Raw genomic sequence first — 18,124 nt, 5'->3', positions numbered from 1 at the left:
GGGCGCCCACGTTTCGACGACGTGCCCGGCGGTCGGAAAGATCCGCCCGCCGCACGCATCACTCCGCTCGGCCATGGGCATGCTCCGCCCAGACATCGGATGTCCTGTCCGGGGAGGTCGTCCGAAGGACTGCTGTCAAAACCCTTGAATCCATTAATTAGTAGTTTTATGTTGCTCCTGCGTTTCTGCCAGGACCCCCCGCGTGCCGCAGAACATCACAGGAGGACCACCCCTCATGACCGCCCCTCAGCCCGCACCCGCTCAGCGGCCCAGTCGTCGGAGCTTTCTCGCCCTGGCCGGTGCCGGGACCGCCGGCTCGCTGGCCGCGTTCGCCGGGCTGCCGGCCTTCACCGCGGCCGCCGCGGAGCCCCAGCGGCCCACCGCCGACCCCCGTACGGACGACGCCGCCGCCGTGCGCCTGTGGTACACCGCCCCGGCATCTGCCGACGCGATGATCCAGCAGGGCCTGCCGGTCGGCAACGGGCGGATCGGCGCGCTCGTCGGCGGCGACCCCGCCGGCGAGGCGCTCTACATCACCGACAGCACCCTGTGGACCGGCACCCGCAACGACGTCCTCGACGACGACGGCCAGTTCCCCTACGAGCAGGTCGAGTTCGGCTCCCTCACCCAACTCGCCCACCTCTCCGTGCAGATACCCGCCCACACCGCGGACTCCGTCACGGACTACCGCCGCACCCTGGACCTGAGCAACGGCCTGGTCACCGCCACCTACCGGCAGGGCGGCGCCACCTACACCCGCGAGGTCTACGCCAGCCACCCCGACGACGTGATCGTGCTCCACCTGTCCAGCAGCGCGGGCGGCAGCCACACCGGCCGGATCGCCCTGGCCGGCACCCATGGCGAGACCCCGGCCGGCGACCCGGGCGACCGCACCCTGTCCTTCGCCGCCGCCTTCGACAACGACCTGCGCTACGCCGCCGCCGTCACCGCCTCCAGCGGCACCGGCACCGTCGAGGTCACCGCCACCGCCATCGAGTTCACCGGCTGCGCCGACCTCACCGTGGTGTTCAGCGGCGGTACCGACTACGCCCCCGACGCCGCCCGCGGCTACCGCGCCCCCGGTCTCGACCCGCGCGCCCTCGCCCGTACCAAGGCCCGGGCCGCGCTCCGGCACAGCCCCGCCGTCCTGCGCGGCACCCATGTCGCCGACTACCGCCGCCTGTTCGACGCGATGACGCTGTCGCTGGGCACCTCCACCGACCAGCAGAAGCAGGCCGACACCTGGACCCGGCTGCAGGCCCGCGCCGCGGACGGCGCCGCGCCCGACCCGGAACTCGAAGCGTCCTACCTCCAGTTCGGCCGCTACCTGATGATCTGCGGCTCCCGCGACAGCGTCCCGATGGGCCTTCAGGCGCTGTGGCTGGACGTCAACGACCCGGCCTGGATGGGCGACTACCACACCGACATCAACGTCCAGATGAACTACTGGATGGCCGACCGCACCGCGCTGCCCGGCTGCTTCGACGCCTTCACCGACTACTGCCTCGCCCAACTCCCCTCCTGGACGCAGAACACCGGCAAGCTCTTCAACGACCCCCGCAACCGCTTCCGCAACTCCTCCGGCACGGTGGCGGGTTGGACGGTCGCGTTCTCCACCAACATCCACGGCGGCTCCGGCTGGTGGTGGCACCCCGCGGCAAACGCCTGGATCGCCAACTCCCTCTTCGATCACTACGAGTACACCCAGGACGCCCGCACCCTGGCCCGGATCTACCCGCTGCTCAAGGGCGCCTGCGAGTTCTGGCAGGCCCGGCTGGTGTCCATGACCGTCACCGACCCCGCCACCGGCGAGGACCGCGAGGTGCTCGTCGACGACAAGGACTGGTCGCCCGAGCAGGGCCCGCAGGACGGCATCGGCAACACCTACTCCCAGGAACTGGTCTGGGCACTGTTCGGCAACTACCGCACCGCCGCCCAGCTCCTCGGCAAGGACGCCGGCTTCGCCCGCACCATCGGCGGCCTGCGCGACCGGCTCTACCTGCCGCGGATCAGCCCGGCCAACGGCTGGCTGGAGGAGTGGATGTCGCCGGACAACCTCGGCGAGGACCAGCACCGCCACCTCTCCCCGCTGATCGGGTTCTTCCCCGGTGACCGCATCACCCTCGACTCCTCGCCCGCCGACCTCGTCGCCGCCGTCCGCGCGCTGCTCACCGCCCGCGGCATGGACAGCTACGGCTGGGCCAACGCCTGGCGCGCCCTGTGCTGGGCCCGGCTGCACGACGCGGAGAAGGCGTACCAGCTGGTCACCACCAACCTGCGGCCCTCCACCGCGGACAGCAACGGCTCCGCGCTGAACTTCTTCGACATCTACCAGCTCGGGCAGGACAGCAGCGTCTTCCAGATCGACGCCAACTTCGGCACGCCGTCGGCGATGGTGGAGATGCTGGTGTACTCCCGGCCCGGCCGGATCGAGTTGCTGCCCGCGCTGCCGAAGGCGTGGGCGGGCAGCGGCCACATCACCGGCGTCGGCGCCCGCGGCGGCTTCACCGTTGACCTGACCTGGCGCGACGGGCGGGTGCGGCAGGCCGTGATCCGCAGCGTGGGCGGCCGCAGCACCGAAGTGGTGGCGGGCGGCACGGTCCACACGGTGCGGACGGCGCCGGGCCGCAGCGTCACCCTGCGGTTCTGAGCGCCCGAGCCGGTTCCGGGCGCCCGAGCCGTACGGCTCAGCTCTTGCCGATCACCGCGAACATCAGCCACAGGAAGAACGCCATGAAGTGCGCCACCGCGACGTACACCAGGACGCGCAGGATCACCGCGCGCTCCTTGTGCTTCTCGGTGCTGTCGAGGGCCGGCACGACCACGACGACGGGCACGGACTCCGCCTCGGGACCGGCCGGGCCGGGACCGGGCCGCGGGGTCGGCGCGGGCTCCGCGGTGGGCTCCGGCGCGGGGTGGGCACGCGGCTCGGCGGGGTTCGTGGTCATGAACGGCCTCCTCGGGGGTCGGCGGGCTCGCGCGGCACGACGCACAGTGCCGACGTCTCGCTCTGCATGAGGGTGTGGACGAAGAGCAGGTCGACCCCGTCCGGGCCGCCGGCCGCCAGCCGGTGCGGTACGAGCGAGTCGAAGTGCGCGGAGTCCCCGGCGGCCAGGGTGTGGGAACGGTCGCCGAGTGAGAGTTCGAGCACCCCGGCGGTGACGTAGAGCCACTCCTCGCCGGGGTGCACCCGGACCAGGCCGCCCTGGGCATGGGCGGGCACGTGCACGCGCAGCGCCTGCATGGCCCGCCCGGTGCCGCCGGCCCGCCGGTACGTCCAGCCGCCGGCGGGCACCGCGGCCATCGAGGCGCCGCGTACGATGGGATCGGGCTCGGCCGCCGTCTCGCCCAGCAGATCGGAGACGGTGGTGCCGTACAGGCGGGCGAGGCCGAGGAGCACCGGCAGGGATGGCTGGCGCAGGCCGGACTCCAGCCGGGACAGGTGCGCGGCCGAGAGGTCCGCGCGGCGGGCCGCGGCCTCCAGGGTGAGGCCGCTCGCGCGCCGCCGGTCCCGCAGCCGCGGGGCCAGGGCCGAGGCATCGGCGCCGACCGCGTCGGCGGTGTCCGGGGTGGCGGTCGCGTCGTCCATGACCCCATGGAACAACATGATGTGCCTCAGAGGCAAAAGACTTGCCTCTGAGGCAAACCGTCGTTCCTTCGCGGAGGAGAGCCGCATCTCCTCAGGGGGCTGGGGGCACCACCCTGGCGAAGCTCAGGGGGAGGAACTGCGCGACCCGCCACGGCCCTCCGGCGCGGTGGACACGGCGAGGGGCGACCTCGGCGCGGGCGGCGGCGTCGAGGCGCCGGCCGCACCGGTCGCGTCCGGCTCGGCCGGCACCCCGCCGTCCAGCCGGTCCCACAGCCGCAGCAGCGGCGTCGCCATCACCGTGGTGACCACCGCGACCACCACCAGCACCGTGAACATCGACGGCGACACGATCCCCTCGGACAGGCCGACGTTGATCGCGATGAGCTGCATCAGGCCGCGCGCGTTCATCAGGGTGCCGATCCGCAGCGCCACCGCGGGCGGCTGCCCGCCCAACTGCGCCGCGGCCCAGCACGCGCCGAACTTGCCGACCACGGCCGCGACCGTGCACCCCACCGCGAACAGGAGCAGTTTCGGGTCGCTGAGCAGCCCCGCGTCGGTGTTCAGCCCGGAGTAGGTGAAGAACAGCGGCAGCAGCAAGATCCGGCTGAGGGGCGCGGTCGCCTCGATCGTGCGGTCGATGCGCGGCGAGCGCGGGAACGCGGCGCCCAGGCTGAACGCGCCGAACACCGCGTACAGGCCGATCCGGTCGGTGTACCAGGCGGCCGTGCACAGGAACAGCACGGTGGCGAGCAGCAGTTGCTCGTCGCTGAGCCGCTCGGTGACCCGCAGCGCCGGCCCGCGCAGCCGGATCAGCGCGGTCAGCAGCACGACCAGCCCGGCCGCGCCGGCGGCGGCGAGCACCACCGTGTGCGCGCTGCCGCGCGCCAGGCTGACCACGCCCGCGAGCATGATCCACGCGGCGACGTCGTCCATCGCGCCGGCCGCCAGCGAGATGGTGCCGAACGCGGTGCCGGACAGCCCGTTCTCGGTGATGATCCGGGCCAGCATCGGGAACGCGGTGATCGCCAGCGTGACGCCGACGAACAGCGCCGTCACGTGCAGCGGCACCCCGGGCGGCGAGGTGTCCACGGAGCCGTGCACGGCCCAGGTCAGCCCGGCGCCCAGCAGCAGCGGCGTGGCGCTGCCGGCCGCCGAGATCAGCGCCGCCGACCTCGCCACCGGCTTGATCCGCTCCAGCCGGAAGTCGTACCCCGACTGGAACATGAAGAACACCAGGCCGAGTTGGCCGGCGACGTAGAGCATCGGGTGCAAGGCGGCCGGGAACAGGTGGTGCTCGACGGACGGCAGCACCAGCCCGAGCACCGACGGGCCGAGCAGCACCCCGGCGATCATCTCGGCGACGACCGGCGGTTGCCCGAGCGGTCGCAGCAGCAGCGCGACCAGCCGGCACAGCACCAGGATGACGGCGACGGCCAGCAGGAAAGCGGTGCCCAGTTCGGTGGAGGACATGGGGAGCAGCCCTTCGGCGGGGACGGCGTGGGGGAAAGGCGTGCGGCTCAGTCGCGGTGGTACGGGCAGGTCGGCGGGGCAGCGGTCGGCGGCGCGGTGGCCGGTGACCCGGCGGTCGGTGGGACGGTGTCCGTCGACGTGGCGGACGGCAGCGGGCGGCCCTGCGTGTCGTGCGCGGCGAACCACGTCTCCGTGAGCCGCAGCCGCCGCGCGTCCACCACCATCCAGGTGCCGAACACCGCCTGGAGCACGCTGCGCCCCAGGTCCTCCCAGCGGTCCCGCACCCTCAGCGCGGCCAGCACGGCGCCGATCCGGTAGCGGGGCAGCGGCCGGTCGCGGGCGACCAGCAGGCAGGGCGCGCGGTGCGGGATGGAGCGGGTGTGGGACACCGACGAGTGCAGGGTGAAACGGCTCAGCACCTCGCGGGTGACGGCCCGCATCACCAGTGGCGACAGCCGCCACGCCGGGCACGGCCGGTTCGCCGCGACCCCGAACGGGATGTGGTGCGCGTCCTTCGCCGACAGCCGGTCCCAGCGGCCCGGGTCGAAGACCTCCGGGTCCTGGTAACCGGTGGAGTGGTAGGCGGCGTAGTCGAAGCACAGCACCGTGCCGGCCGGGTAGGCGGCGCCCGGGCCGAGGTCGATGTCGGCGCCGGTGATCCGGTGCGCGATGCCGAACAGCGGGTACATGCGCAGCGTCTCGTTCATGACGTTGCCCAAGTCGTGGTCGTCGTCGGGGTGTTCGGCCAGCCGGCGCTGGACGTCCTGGTGCTGGGCGAGCACCAGCAGCAGGTGTGCCATCGCCTCCGACATCTGCACCACGGCGGTGTTGAAGAAGGTGCCTTGGAGGTAGTGGGCGCGGTCGCGCGGGGTGGCCAGCTCCGCGGGCAGGTCGTGCGGCACCTCGTTCGCGGCCAGCCGGCGCAGCAGGTAGCGGGTCAGCCGGGCCCGCCGGTCCATGTGCCGCAGCCGGGTGTTCTTCAGCGAGTTGACCACGTCCTCGGCGTTGTCCACGATCAGCCGCCGTACGTCCGGCGGGCACGGCTCGCGGAACACCAACTCGTGGAAGAACTCCGCCCAGATCGGCATCATCAGGTCGCGCAGCCGCACCAGCGCGGCCCGGCCGGGTATCCGCTCGTCCAGCACGCGTGCCGCGCACCGGCCCGCGGCGGCGGACAGCTCGGCGCTGGTCCCGGCGAGGATCGAGCTGGTGGTCCGCGCCACCGCGTCGTAGCGCGGCCCCGGCTCCAGGTGCTCCTGGTGCACCTCGGGCCCCGGCGACAGCCAGTACCAGAACAGGTCCGACAGCCCCGCGCCCTTGCTGCGGCCGCTCGCGGCGGGGTGCGCGTACAACTCGGCGAACCGCTCCGGGCCGACCCGCTCGTTCGGGACGATCACGCCCTCGGGCCCGTTGACCTTCGCGAACACCTTGACGCGTAAGGCGACCAGAGCCTTCGGCAGCCAGTACGGACTGGACAGCGCGACCGCGGCCACGGCGGCGCCCCGGGACAAACCCCGCGCGGCGTTCGGCGTCATGCGCCCGCCACCCCCTGCCCGCCGCGGACGACCACCTGGTCGCGGTTGAGGTCGGCGCAGTCCCGGGCGCCGCACAGCGTCAGCACGTGCGCGGTCTGTTCGGTCAGCTCCGCCAGCACCCGCGCCACCCCGGCCTCGCCCTCGGCGGCCAGCCCCCACAGCACGGGCCGGCCGATGCCGACCGCCGTGGCGCCGAGCGCCAGCGCGGCCACCACGTCGGCCCCGGACCGTATCCCGCCGTCGAGCAGCACCGGGACGCGGCCGGCGACGGCCTCGGCGATCCGGGGCAGCGCCTCGATGGTGGCGGGCGCGGCGTCGAGCTGCCGGCCGCCGTGGTTGGAGACGATCAGCCCGTCCGCGCCGTCGCCGATCGCGTGGCGGGCGTCGTCCGGGTACAGAACTCCCTTGACCAGCACGGGCAGTTCGGTGCGCTCCCGCAGCCTGCGCAGGTCGTCCCAGGACAGTGCGGGGCTCATCGCGATGTCGAGCGGCGCGTCCGGGGGGCCGCCGGGCAGGCCGCGCATGTTCTCCGCCGCGTAGCCGGGCGGCAGGTCGTGGAAGCCGTTGCGGTCGTCGCGGGCGCGGCGGCCGAAGACGGGGGAGTCCGCGGTCACCACCAGCGCGGTGCAGCCCGCGTCCTCGGCCCGCCGCACCAGCGCGTCGGTGACGTCGGCCCGCGGCTGGAGGTAGAGCTGGAACCACACGGCCGCGTCCGCGCGTACCTCCCGGGCGGCCGCCACGACGTCGGCGACGGCGGTGGTCGCGGCCATCGAGGTGATCAGTACGGTGCCGGCCGCCGCCGCGGCACGGGCCGTGGCCCGCTCGCCGTCGGGGTGGGCGAGGCGGTGGAAGGCGGTCGGCGCGACCAGGACGGGTGTCGCCGCGCGGGCCCCGGGCAGCTCGACCGCGGTGTCCGGCGGGCCGGCGCCGCGCAGTATCCGGGGCAGCAGGGCGAGGCGGCCGAAGGCGCTGACGTTCTCGGCCACGGCGGTCTCCCGGCCGGCGCCGCCCTCGTAGAAGTCCCAGTGCACGGGGTCGAGTCGGGCCCGGGCCTGGTCGCGCAGCTCGTCGAGGACGTCGAACGGCAGGGCGGGGGCACCGCTGGGCGGGTCGAGGGCTCCGGTGGACAGGGCGGTCACGACGGTTCCGGGGTGGCCGCCGGCGCAGCGGGGTCAGGTGCGGGCCGCCCGGCCGGGAAGAGGTGCGTGGCGAGGAAGCGGACGAGGGGGGTGCGGTGTACCTCCTCGCTGTCCCACTCGTTCTCCAGGTTCTCCGTGATGTGGTGGTCGGCCAGCTCCTTCCCGTCCTGCCACAGCCGGACCACCGGATGCAGGTAGCGGCTGTCGAGGCCGCCGGTGTCCTGCTGCGAGAGCCGGTTCACCGAGATGTCGAACGGGTTCACCTTGTCGTGGTCGGCGCCGTATTCGAGGGTGACCGTCAGGTAGCGGTCGACCGGGCCGAACTCGCCGTCGGCGAGCGAACGGTGGAGGTGGTCGACCGGCACCTCCTCGTAGTGGCCGACCGATCCGGCGCCGACGAGGATCGCGTCACCGAGGAAGCCGAACAACTGCCACAGCGCCGAGGTGCGGTTGACCCGGGTCAGCACCGCGTCCGCGACCGCCTCCGGGGTGGCCGGCAGCTCCGTGTGCGGCCATGCCTCGCCGTGGTAGCGCCGGGCCAGGATGCGGTGCAGGGCGCGCACGCCGTAGCGGAAGCCGTGGATGAAGCCGCTGGTGGACTTCTTGAAGTCGCGGACCTGGGTGATCGTGCCGGCGAAATACAGGTCGGGCACGTTGGGAGACTCCCACGCGTCGGTCTGCGCCGGGAACCGGTCCTTGATCGTCAGCTCGGGACGGCACTCCTCGGCGAACAAGGACGCGTCGAATCTGAATCCGGTGGCCAGGATAACCCGGTCGTAGTCTATCTCCTTGACCACTTCCGCGACCCGGACGAATTTCACCGCGACCCGATATCGGCCGTCCTCGTCCGATCGCCTGATCGAGACGACCTCGCCGTCCAGCAGGGCGTTCTGCGACTTGAGCTGATAAGTGTCGAGGAAGTTGTTGTTCACCGCCCTGAGATGGCCGACAAAATGGGTCTGCCAGGCCAGTCGCAGCGATCCGGGGCCCACCATGTGAATCACCGAAGCGGTCTCCACGAGATTGTCCGCGGTCTCGAAGGCGGAATTCCCGCGGCCGATGATCAGCACCCGCTTGCCGGTGAATTCGGCCGGGTCGACCGACACCTCGCCGTACGGCTCGGCGAGCTCCACGCCGTCGATCGGCGGGATGTGCGGGCGGGTCACGCCGGTGGCCACGATCAGGCGCTTCGCCCGCAGCGCGGTGCCGTCGGCGGCCTGGGCCAGGAAGTCCCCGTGCAGGTGCGCGGGACGGCTGATGTGGGCGATGCGGGTGTTGTAGCGGATGCGCAGCCGGTGGGTGGCGGCGAAGTCCGCGAGGTAGCCGACCATGTCGTCGGCGGAGGGGAAATAGCGGGGGGTGACCGCGGTGAAGAGCGGGCCGCGCTCGTCGGACAGCAGCGAGTTCCAGTCGGTGCGCAGCCGCAACTCCGGGTCGTCCCAGCCGGTGTGCACCTTGTTGATCGAGATCAGCGTGCGATGCCGGGGAAACCTCGTGAAGAACGTCCCCGGTGCCGCGCCCTCCTCCACCACCAGATAGTCGCGGCCGGCGCGTTCCAGGAAATACCCGGCCTGGATTCCAGCGGGTCCGGCGCCTACCACCAGGTAGTCGATCCGCTCTTCTCCCGACATATGCCCTCCCGATCGTTCCCCCGATGGAGATGCAACACCCTAGTTGAGGGTTCAAAGAGCCATCCAGGGTGCGTAATGTGATCCATGTCACATATCTTTCGGTGATTGGAAATGGCCCCGGCCGGATAACTTCGCCCTCGACTCGGAGCGCTTGCCGGCCCGCGCCTCCGCTATGTCCGGACGCCGCCCGAGGCGGTTTGCCGTGGTCGAAACGCGCCCGCGGCCGATCGCGTGGATCGGAGGGAAAGATGAGCAATCCGGCCGAATCGGTGTTTCCGCAACCCCTGATCGACGCGTTCGCCCGCGACCCGGACACCGCCGCCTTCGAGTTCCGGACCCGGCCGGTCAGCCGCGGCCGGGTCCTCGACCTGGTCCGCGACTGCGCCGCCGGCCTCGCCGCCGCCGGCCTCGGACCCGGCCGCGCGGTCGCCCTCACCACCGATGTGACCCCCGCCGGATTCGCCGCCCAGATCGCCGCCCACCTGCTCGGCTGCCGCGTCGTCGGACTGCGGCCCGGCCTGACGCCCGCTCAACTCCGCCACGTGCTGGCCCAGGACATCGACACGGTCCTCACCGACGACACCACCCGCACCGACGCGCTCACCGACGCGGCCAAGGCGGCGGGCAGCGCCGTGCTGGACGTCGAACGCGACCTGCTCGGCGGCACCGGCGGCGACGGCGGCATCGGCCCGCGCGGCTCCGCGACCGGCGACGGCCCCCGCGGCTCCACGACCGGCGACGGCCCCCGCGACGCCGAGGCCGGCGGCACGGCGCCCCGCGCCGGACTGACCGCGCGCGGCCGCCCCGACGACATCGCCCTGATCACCCTCACCAGCGGCAGCACCGGCAACCCCAAGGGCTGCGCCCAGACCTACCGCGCGCTCGGCGACCACTGGTCCTGGCAGCCGACGCGGTGGAGCGCCACCACCCGCCAACTCGTCGACGGCTACCGCAGGTTCCTCGTCTTCGGCACCCTCACCAGCGCGGTGATGCTCGAACACCTCGCGCTGTGCCTGCTCGGCGGCGGCACCGCGATCATCCCCGAACCCCCGGTCTCCTTCCCGCACACCTGGCAGCGCCACCGCGTCACCGCGTGCCTGTGCACGGTCCCGCGCCTGTACCAGGTGCTCGACACGCTGCGCACCGAGGACGTCGACACCAGCAGCATGCGCGCCCTGCTCGTCGCCGGTTCACCGCTGCCCCCGCACCGCCTCGCCGAGGCGGCCGACCGGCTGGGCCCGGTCGTCTACCAGGGCTACGGCCAGACCGAGACCGGCATGCTCGCGCTGCTCACCCCCGCCGACCAGGACCGGTACGGAGACCGGGTACGGGACTCCGTCGGCCGCCCGATGCCCGGCGTCGGCATATCCGTACGCGACCCCGCCGGGCGGCCCGTGCCCACCGGAGCCGCCGGCGAGGTCTGGGTCCAGGCCGGCGGGGCCATGTCCGGCTACTGGAACGACCAGGAGCAGACCCGCGAGGTCGTCCACGACGGCTGGATCAGGACCCGCGACCTCGGCACCCTGGGCGACGACGGCTTCCTGCGGCTGGCCGGCCGCGCCCGCGACGTCGTCTTCGTCAACGCGATCCTCCACTACACCGCCGCCATCGAGTCCGCCCTGACCACCCACCCGGACGTCGACCAGTCCTACGTCGTCGCCGCCCCCGACGAGTCGACCGGCGAGGCGGCCCACGCCTTCATCGTGCCGGCCTCGCCCGACCGGGTCCCCGACCCCGCCGAACTGCGTGCCACCGTACGGGCCGTACTCGGCGACGGCGCCGTCCCCGCCACGCTCACCGTGCTCGCCGCCGTCCCGGTCGCGCCCAGCGGCAAGCCCGACAAGAAGGCGCTGCTGGCCATGGTGGCGGCCCGGCCGGTGGACGGTGGGCCAGAGCGCGACGCGACGGAGTAGCCGCGCCCTGGCCCGTTCAGCCGGGCCCGGGCCCGGTCGACCGGAGGCGGTCAACCGGCCCGGCCGGTCGGCCCGTTCAGCCGCGCCCGGTCAACTCGGCAGCGTCCACTGCTGGTTGGCGGCGCCCCCGCAGTCCCAGATCTGGAGGGGTGTGCCGTTGGCGGAACTCGGGCCGGTGGCGTCGAGGCAGCGGCCCGACTGCGGGTTGACCAGGGTGCCGCCGGTTCCCGCTCGCCACACCTGCGAACCGGTGCCGTTGCAGCCGTAGAGCTGCACCGGAGTGCCGTTCGCGGTGCCCGCCGCCTTGACGTCGAGGCACTTGCCGAGCGCCCGCAGCGTGGAGTCGGCGCCCACCGTCCACTGCTGCGCGGCGGTGCCGTTGCAGTCGTAGAGCTGAACTGCCGTGCCGTCGGCGGGATTCGCCCCCGCGATGTCGACGCACTTGCCGCCGTACCCCTGGATCGCCCCGGTCGTACCGCCGCCGGTCCCGGTGCCGGTGCCCTGCGTCGCGTCGAACGAGAACGAGTTCGTCCCCAGGCCCTGACCGCCCTGCCAGATCTCGAAACCGGCCTCCGCGTCGATGAGATAGGAGTCGGCGCCGGTGGTGCCCCGGCTCACCGAGTCGTCGATCAGCGCCTTGACGTCCAGGCCGTTGACCGACGTTCCGCCACCCTGGAGCACGTACGACACGATGTTCCATGACGTCTGGCGGCCGGTGTACACGTCCCAGTTCAGGCCGCCGATGGTCGCGGTGGCGGTCTTGCTGCCGAACGGGGAGACCCCGCCACGGCTGTTGAGCCAGATCATGATCTCGCTGTCGTCCGGCTGGCCGCCGGTGGTGGCCGCGGAGTTGGTCCACAGGTCGTACGCCACGTCGTACGCGCCCGTCGCGGGCTGGACCGTCGACCAGGACGAGGTCGCGCTCGCCAGCTTGCTCACCTGGATCGGCAGGTTGCTGCCGGTGGTGCACGCACCCCAGTGGCAGCCCTTGTAGATCGACGGATACGTGGCCGGCGCGCCGCCGGAGAGGTCGAAGTTCGCGGTGCTCACCGACCAGGCGGTGCCGGTGGTGGCGGTCACGCACTGGGGCGCGGAGGAGTTCCACTCGTTGTTCTGCAACGTGTACTCGCCGCCGGCCAGGCTCACCGAGCCCTGCGGCTGGCAGTTGGTGGTGTCCGCCGGGGCGGCCGTGCCCGTCGCGTGGGCGCCGGCGGCGGGCACGAACAGCGCCGCACAGACGGCCGCGATCACCGCGGCGGCCCGTATCCGGCCTGTTGGTCGCGTCATGAGCCGATCCTTTCGGGTGGGGGTCCGGCTCCGCGAGGTGGTGAGAGCGCTCCCATGGCGCGGGGCGCCGCACCCGCCCCGCGCAGCGGAAGGAGGGCTTGGGTTCGGTATCGAACGGTGCGGCCGGGCGGCGGCCGACCGTTCGCCGGCTGCCGGTCTCGCGCGTGGGGGCGCTTGCCGTACCGCCAGCCATGAAGTCAGATCCAGGAAGCGGGTGTCAATGGTCCGGACCAGCGACGCATCGGTCGGACGGTCGCCGGCGGGACGAACCCGCTGGCAGCGGGGCGGGGGCGTGGGAGCGCGCCCACGAGGATTTTCTGCGGCGAGGCGGCGGTGTCGCGGGGGAGCGGGCATGGGAGAGCGCTCTCCTGGCCGTTCGTCGTACCAGAAGAGCGCTCTCCCGCGGGTCCCCACGGGTTCCCACGGGCTCCCGCGGGTTCCCGGGGGAGGAATCTCAGGTCTCGTCGACCTCGATGGCCCAGGAGGGGCAGCCGGCGGCGGCGTCGCGGACGTCGGCCCACATCGTCTGCGGGGGCTTGGGGTCGAGCAGTTCGACGATGCCGTCGGCGTCGCGCTGGTCGAACACCTCGGGCGCGGCCAGCACGCACATGCCGGAACCGCAGCACTTGTCCTGGTCGACGTGGATGCGCATGGGCGGGGTCCTTCCCGTGGGGCGGGGCGGTGGCTGGGGGATCGGGGGCGCGGTCACCAGGCCACGGGGAGGGAGTGCACGCCGTAGACGAGCATGTCGTGGCGGAAGCGGACGTCCTCGAAGGGGATCGCCAGCCGCAGATTGGGCAGCCGGCGCAGCACGGTGGGCAGCGCGACCTGGAGTTCGAGCCGCGCCAGCGGCTGGCCGAGGCACTGGTGCACGCCGAACCCGAAGGCGATGTGGCGGCGGCTGCCCGGGCGGGCCAGGTCGAGCCGGTCGGCGTCGGCGAAGACGTCCTCGTCGCGGTTGGCGGCACTGATCATGCACAACACGCCCTCGCCGGCGCGTATCACGGTGTCCCCGATGACGACGTCCTCGGTGGCGACCCGGGTCACCCCGCCCTGGATGACGGTCAGGTAGCGCAGCAACTCCTCGACGGCCGACTTGACTTCGTCGGGTCCGGCGGCGCGCATCCGCTCCAGTTCGCGCGGGTTGCGCAGCATCGCGAGGGTGGACAGCGAGGTCATGTTCGCGGTCGTCTCGTGACCGGCGACCAGCAGCAGCCGCCCCATCCGGGCGATCTCGTCGTCGGACAGCTCGCCCTGCTCGGCGAGCCGGCTGAGGATGCCGTCGTCCGGGGAGTGCCGCTTGGTGCGGGTCAACTCGGCGAGGTAGCCGAGCAGTTCGTCCTGCGCGGTGGTCACCTCGGCCTCGGTGGCATCGGCGCGGAGCATGGTGCTGCTGCACCGCTGGAAGAAGGCGTGCTCGGAGTACGGCACGCCGAGCAGCAGGCAGATCACCACCGACGGCAGCGGCAGTGCGAAGTCGGCGACGAAGTCGGCCTCGTGGCGGCCTTTGGTCATCGAGTCCAGCAACTCGTCGGCCAGTTCCTGGACCTGCGGCCGTAACGACTCGACCTTGCGGATCATGAAGTCCGCGGTGAGCATCCGGCGCAGCCGCGCGTGGTCGGGGTCGTCCATCCGGATGAAGGTCGGCCGGCCGGTGGCGAGCGCCCTGCGGCCGGGGTTCTGGAACGGGAAGCCCGGCCGGTGCGCCTCGGCGCTGAAGCGGTCGTCGCGCAGCGTGCGGCGGACGTCCTCGTGGCGGGTGATCATCCAACAGGACGAGCCGTCCCACAGCGTGGTACGGGCGACCGGGCGCTCGCGCCGGGCCTGCTGGTAGGCGGGCGGCGGGTCGAAGGGGCAGGCCCCGTGCGGCGCGGGGGCGTCGAAGGGGTCGGGGAGCGCGGTGTACGGTCCGGCGCCGGTGACGGGGCATGCGCCGCTGCCGGCGTCCAGGGTCGTCGAGGGGCTCGGGTGCGTGGTCGTGGGCGGGCTGGTGCGGGCGGCGGGGTGCGGTCCTGCTGCGGCCATGGCGGGCTCTCTCCTCCGGGGGTGAGGGTGAGATGTCTGATGCGGGGTGCAACTGCTGTGGCGCGCGGGGTAGTTGCCCATACCACTAGATGCTTGGGGCAACTAACCCAAACGTCACGTTAGTTCACGCTCCGTGCGGAGGGAAGGGCGCCTCGGGCGCTGAGCGGAATCTGTCCCGAAGCCGACGGTGCGGCGCCGCCACGGGGCGCGAGAGCCGCCCGAAGTCCGGTGCGACGGGGGAGAACCGGCCAACCCCGCCCGCCCGCCCCGCCCGGCGGGGGCTCGGCCACCCGGGCGGTGCGGGCGGGTAGGTTCGGAGGCATGGGAGACGTGCGGGAAGGCGTGACGGACGGAAGCGCGGGAGACGCGGACTACGGGGTGATCGGCGGCGGGTACAGCGCGTACCGGCAGCCCGACCCGCGGATCGCGCGCGTGGTGGCGGACGCGTTGGGCGGTGCCCGCACCGTGGTCAACGTCGGTGCCGGCGCGGGGTCGTACGAGCCGGCCGGCGCCGAGGTGGTCGCGGTGGAGCCGTCGGCGGCGATGCGCGCCCAGCGGCCCGCCCACCTGCCGCCCGCGGTGGCCGGCACCGCGGAGCAACTGCCCTTCGCCGACGACCGGTTCGACGCCGCGATGACCACGTTCAGCGTGCACCAATGGAGCGACACCGTCGCCGGGCTGCGCGAGATGCGGCGGGTGGCGCGCGGCCCGGTCGTCGTCGTGACCTGCGACCCCGCGCTGGTACGGGACTTCTGGCTCTACGAGTACGCGCCGCTGGTGATCGACACCGAGGCGCGCCGCTACCCGGCGGTCGAGGCCATCACGGCCGCGCTGGGCGGGAGTTGCACGGTGACCTCGGTGCCGATCCCGGCCGACTGCACCGACGGGTTCAACGAGGCGTACTACGCCCGCCCGGAGCGCCTGCTCGACCCCGGCGCCCGGCAGGCGTGCTCGGCGTGGAGCTTCGTGCCGCCGGAGGTGTGCGAGGAGTACACCGGCGCACTGCGCGCGGCGATCGGCTCGGGCGCGTGGGACGCGAAGTACGGGGAGTTGCGCCGCCGCCCGTATCTGGACGGGTCGCTGGTGCTGATCCGGGCGGTGCCGGACCGCGCGGCGCCCTGAGCCGCGGCGGCATCCCGCCCGCGACCTCGGGGCCTCACCTGCGGCGGCATCCCGCCCCGCCCCGGGGTCTGACCTGCGGTTCCTGGCCCTTACGGGCGATCGATATGGACGTTTGTCGACTTCACCCGGGCCACCGCCTCCGCGCCGACCTCCAGGCCCAGCTCCTCCACCGCCTCGCGCGTGACCAGGGAGACCAGCCGGTGCGGGCCCGCCTGGATCTCCACCTGCGCCGCCACGTCGCCGATCTTGACGGCCGTGACGATGCCCGGGAACGCGTTCCGGACCGAGGTGTGCGAGGTGTCCGACTCCGTGTCGGGGTTCTGGGCCAGTTCGACGGAGAACGCGGCGAGGTCGCGGCCGTCGATGAGCCGGCGGCCGGCGTCGTCGCGGTGCGTGGTGACCCGGCCCGCGTCGGCCCAGCGGCGCGCGGTGTCCGGGCTGACGCCCAGCAGCCGGGCCGCCTGCCCGATCGTGTAGGACTGCATACCGCCAGCCTACGGCGGCCCGCCCCGCCACCGGCGCATCCGCCCGCGCCGCGCCGTACCGCGCGGTACCGCCCCGTACCCCCGCACTCCGCCGTACCGCCTCTCGCTCGCCTACGGCCGGGCCCCGGGTCCGCGCGCCGATTTTCCCTCGCGCGCCGGACCGGCGGTGCCACTACGCTGAACGACATAGACGGCCGAACACATGGACGACAACACGGGGACGGGATGCCCATGACTGAGCCGGACGCCGGCACGCGCCGCGCCGCGCTCCTCACCGTTGACGACGATCCCGGGGTGTCCCGGGCGGTCGCCCGCGACCTGCGGCGCCGCTACGGCGAGCGGTACCGCGTGGTGCGGGCGGAGTCCGGGCAGGACGGGCTGGACGCGCTGCGGCAGATGAAGCTGCGCGGCGACCTGGTCGCGGTGATCCTGGCCGACTACCGGATGCCGAACATGACCGGTATCGAGTTCCTCGAACAGGCGATGGACATCTACCCCGGCGCCCGCCGGGTGCTGCTCACCGCCTACGCGGACACCGGCGCCGCGATCGACGCGATCAACGTGGTCGACCTCGACCACTACCTGCTCAAGCCGTGGGACCCGCCGGAGGAGAAGCTCTACCCGGTGGTTGACGACCTGCTGGAGAGCTGGCTGTGCTCCGACCACCGCCCGGTGCCCGAGACGAAGGTGGTCGGGCACCGCTGGTCGGCGCGCTCCTCCGACGTGCGGGAGTTCCTGGCCCGCAACCAGGTGCCCTACCGCTGGTATCAGTCCGACCAGGCGGAGGGCCGGCGGCTGCTGGAGGCCGCCGGGCAGGACGGGCTGCGGCTGCCGCTGGTGATCGCGCCGGGCGGCGAGGCGCTGCTGGAGCCGTCCGACCAGGACCTGGCCGCGCAGGTCGGCCTGTCCACCTCGCCGGCCGAGGAGTTCTACGACCTGGTGGTGATCGGCGGCGGCCCGGCCGGGCTCGGCGCCGCGGTCTACGGCGCCTCCGAGGGGCTGCGCACCGTCCTGGTGGAGCGGACCGCGACCGGCGGGCAGGCCGGTCAGAGCGCGCGGATCGAGAACTACCTTGGGTTCCCCGACGGGATCTCCGGCGCCCAACTCACCGACCGCGCCCGCCGCCAGGCCACCCGCTTCGGCGCGGAGCTGCTGACCGCCTGCGAGGTCAACGCACTTGAGACCAGCGGCCCGGCCCGCACCGTACGGTTCTCCGACGGCTCGGCGATCGCCGCGCAGAGCGTGATCCTCACCACCGGCGTCGCCTACCGGCAGCTCGACGTGCCGGGCCTGGCCGAACTCACCGGCCGCGGCGTGTACTACGGCTCCGCGCTGACCGAGGCGGCCGGCTGCGAGGGCCAGGACGTGTACATCGTGGGCGGTGCCAACTCCGCCGGCCAGGCCGCCGTCTACCTGTCCCGGCACGCCAAGTCGGTGACGCTGCTGGTGCGCGGCGCGTCCCTGGAAGCGTCCATGTCGCACTACCTGATCCAGCAGATCGCCGACATCCCCACCATCCGGGTACGCACCCGGACCTCGGTCACCGCCGTGCACGGCGAGGAGCACCTGGAGGGCCTGGCGCTGCGCGACGCCGACACCGGCGGCACCGAACTGGTCGACGCGCACCGGATGTTCGTCTTCATCGGCGCCGCGCCGCGCACCGACTGGCTGGACGGCACCGTCCACCGCGACCGGCACGGCTTCGTGCTGACCGGCCCGGACCTCGTCACCGAGGACGGCCGCCGTCCGCCCGGCTGGCAGCCGGACCGGCTGCCGTACCACCTGGAGACCAGCGTGCCGGGCGTCTTCGCGGCCGGCGACGTGCGGGCCGAGTCCGCGAAGCGGGTGGCGTCCGCGGTCGGCGAGGGCGCGATGGCCGTCATGCTCGTACACCGCTACCTGGAGGGGCTGTGACCGAGAACCCGGCG

At 73.1% G+C, this 18,124-nt stretch carries 14 protein-coding genes; 4 read left to right on the top strand and 10 right to left on the bottom strand.

Going from position 1 to position 18,124, the window contains the following annotated elements:
- Nucleotides 1-235: 235 nt before the first annotated feature.
- A complete protein-coding gene (locus tag OG896_RS05025) occupies nucleotides 236-2,650 on the top strand; it encodes a glycoside hydrolase family 95 protein (protein ID WP_329362761.1) in 2,415 nt (804 codons plus the stop codon).
- Nucleotides 2,651-2,687: 37 nt separating this feature from the next.
- Here the strand turns inward: OG896_RS05025 and OG896_RS05020 are convergent, their stop codons facing one another.
- The 6 genes from OG896_RS05020 to OG896_RS04995 form a co-directional block, all read right to left on the bottom strand.
- Nucleotides 2,688-2,948: a DUF6126 family protein gene (locus OG896_RS05020; RefSeq protein WP_329362760.1), complete on the bottom strand. Its 261-nt coding sequence runs from the start codon at nucleotides 2,946-2,948 to the stop codon at nucleotides 2,688-2,690.
- A complete protein-coding gene (locus tag OG896_RS05015) occupies nucleotides 2,945-3,589 on the bottom strand; it encodes a helix-turn-helix domain-containing protein (RefSeq protein ID WP_329362758.1) in 645 nt (214 codons plus the stop codon). The genes OG896_RS05020 and OG896_RS05015 overlap by 4 nt, the downstream gene beginning before the upstream one ends.
- Before the next feature lie 123 nt (nucleotides 3,590-3,712).
- The gene (locus OG896_RS05010) at nucleotides 3,713-5,059 is read right to left on the bottom strand and encodes a cation:proton antiporter (RefSeq protein WP_329362756.1); all 1,347 of its coding nucleotides are present in this window, start codon (nucleotides 5,057-5,059) and stop codon (nucleotides 3,713-3,715) included.
- A gap of 47 nt (nucleotides 5,060-5,106) precedes the next feature.
- A complete protein-coding gene (locus tag OG896_RS05005) occupies nucleotides 5,107-6,594 on the bottom strand; it encodes a cytochrome P450 (protein ID WP_329362754.1) in 1,488 nt (495 codons plus the stop codon).
- Nucleotides 6,591-7,724: an alpha-hydroxy acid oxidase gene (locus OG896_RS05000; protein WP_443057229.1), complete on the bottom strand. Its 1,134-nt coding sequence runs from the start codon at nucleotides 7,722-7,724 to the stop codon at nucleotides 6,591-6,593. Before OG896_RS05000 ends, OG896_RS05005 begins: the two co-directional genes overlap by 4 nt.
- A gap of 5 nt (nucleotides 7,725-7,729) precedes the next feature.
- On the bottom strand, nucleotides 7,730-9,364 hold the full coding sequence (locus OG896_RS04995) for an NAD(P)-binding domain-containing protein (protein ID WP_329362752.1): 1,635 nt from the start codon (nucleotides 9,362-9,364) through the stop codon (nucleotides 7,730-7,732).
- Between the two features lie 248 nt (nucleotides 9,365-9,612).
- Between OG896_RS04995 and OG896_RS04990 the strand changes: the two genes are divergently transcribed.
- Nucleotides 9,613-11,277, top strand: coding sequence for a class I adenylate-forming enzyme family protein (locus OG896_RS04990; RefSeq protein ID WP_329362750.1), 1,665 nt, complete (start codon nucleotides 9,613-9,615; stop codon nucleotides 11,275-11,277).
- Nucleotides 11,278-11,367: 90 nt separating this feature from the next.
- On the opposite strand, the gene OG896_RS04985 is transcribed toward OG896_RS04990, so the two are convergent.
- From OG896_RS04985 to OG896_RS04975, 3 genes are all read right to left on the bottom strand, one after another.
- A complete protein-coding gene (locus OG896_RS04985) occupies nucleotides 11,368-12,564 on the bottom strand; it encodes a GH12 family glycosyl hydrolase domain-containing protein (RefSeq protein WP_329362747.1) in 1,197 nt (398 codons plus the stop codon).
- A gap of 454 nt (nucleotides 12,565-13,018) precedes the next feature.
- On the bottom strand, nucleotides 13,019-13,216 hold the full coding sequence (locus OG896_RS04980; RefSeq protein WP_329362745.1) for a ferredoxin: 198 nt from the start codon (nucleotides 13,214-13,216) through the stop codon (nucleotides 13,019-13,021).
- A gap of 53 nt (nucleotides 13,217-13,269) precedes the next feature.
- Nucleotides 13,270-14,589: a cytochrome P450 gene (locus tag OG896_RS04975; protein WP_329362743.1), complete on the bottom strand. Its 1,320-nt coding sequence runs from the start codon at nucleotides 14,587-14,589 to the stop codon at nucleotides 13,270-13,272.
- A gap of 321 nt (nucleotides 14,590-14,910) precedes the next feature.
- On the opposite strand from OG896_RS04975, the gene OG896_RS04970 reads away from it, so the two are divergent.
- Complete coding sequence (locus tag OG896_RS04970; protein WP_329362742.1) at nucleotides 14,911-15,711, top strand: class I SAM-dependent methyltransferase; 801 nt, start codon at nucleotides 14,911-14,913, stop codon at nucleotides 15,709-15,711.
- 89 nt (nucleotides 15,712-15,800) lie between these two features.
- Here OG896_RS04970 and OG896_RS04965 read toward each other — a convergent pair whose 3' ends face one another.
- Nucleotides 15,801-16,196: a TOBE domain-containing protein gene (locus OG896_RS04965; RefSeq protein WP_328471907.1), complete on the bottom strand. Its 396-nt coding sequence runs from the start codon at nucleotides 16,194-16,196 to the stop codon at nucleotides 15,801-15,803.
- Nucleotides 16,197-16,427: 231 nt separating this feature from the next.
- Between OG896_RS04965 and OG896_RS04960 the strand changes: the two genes are divergently transcribed.
- Entirely contained in the window at nucleotides 16,428-18,110 is a 1,683-nt protein-coding gene (locus tag OG896_RS04960; RefSeq protein ID WP_329362739.1) for an FAD-dependent oxidoreductase, read from the top strand.
- The last annotated feature ends 14 nt before the right edge of the window (nucleotides 18,111-18,124 follow it).

Origin of the sequence: Streptomyces sp. NBC_00669, from assembly GCF_036226785.1 — a bacterium.
In the GTDB taxonomy this organism is placed as follows: domain Bacteria; phylum Actinomycetota; class Actinomycetes; order Streptomycetales; family Streptomycetaceae; genus Actinacidiphila.
This window is presented reverse-complemented; position numbering and strand designations above follow the sequence as displayed.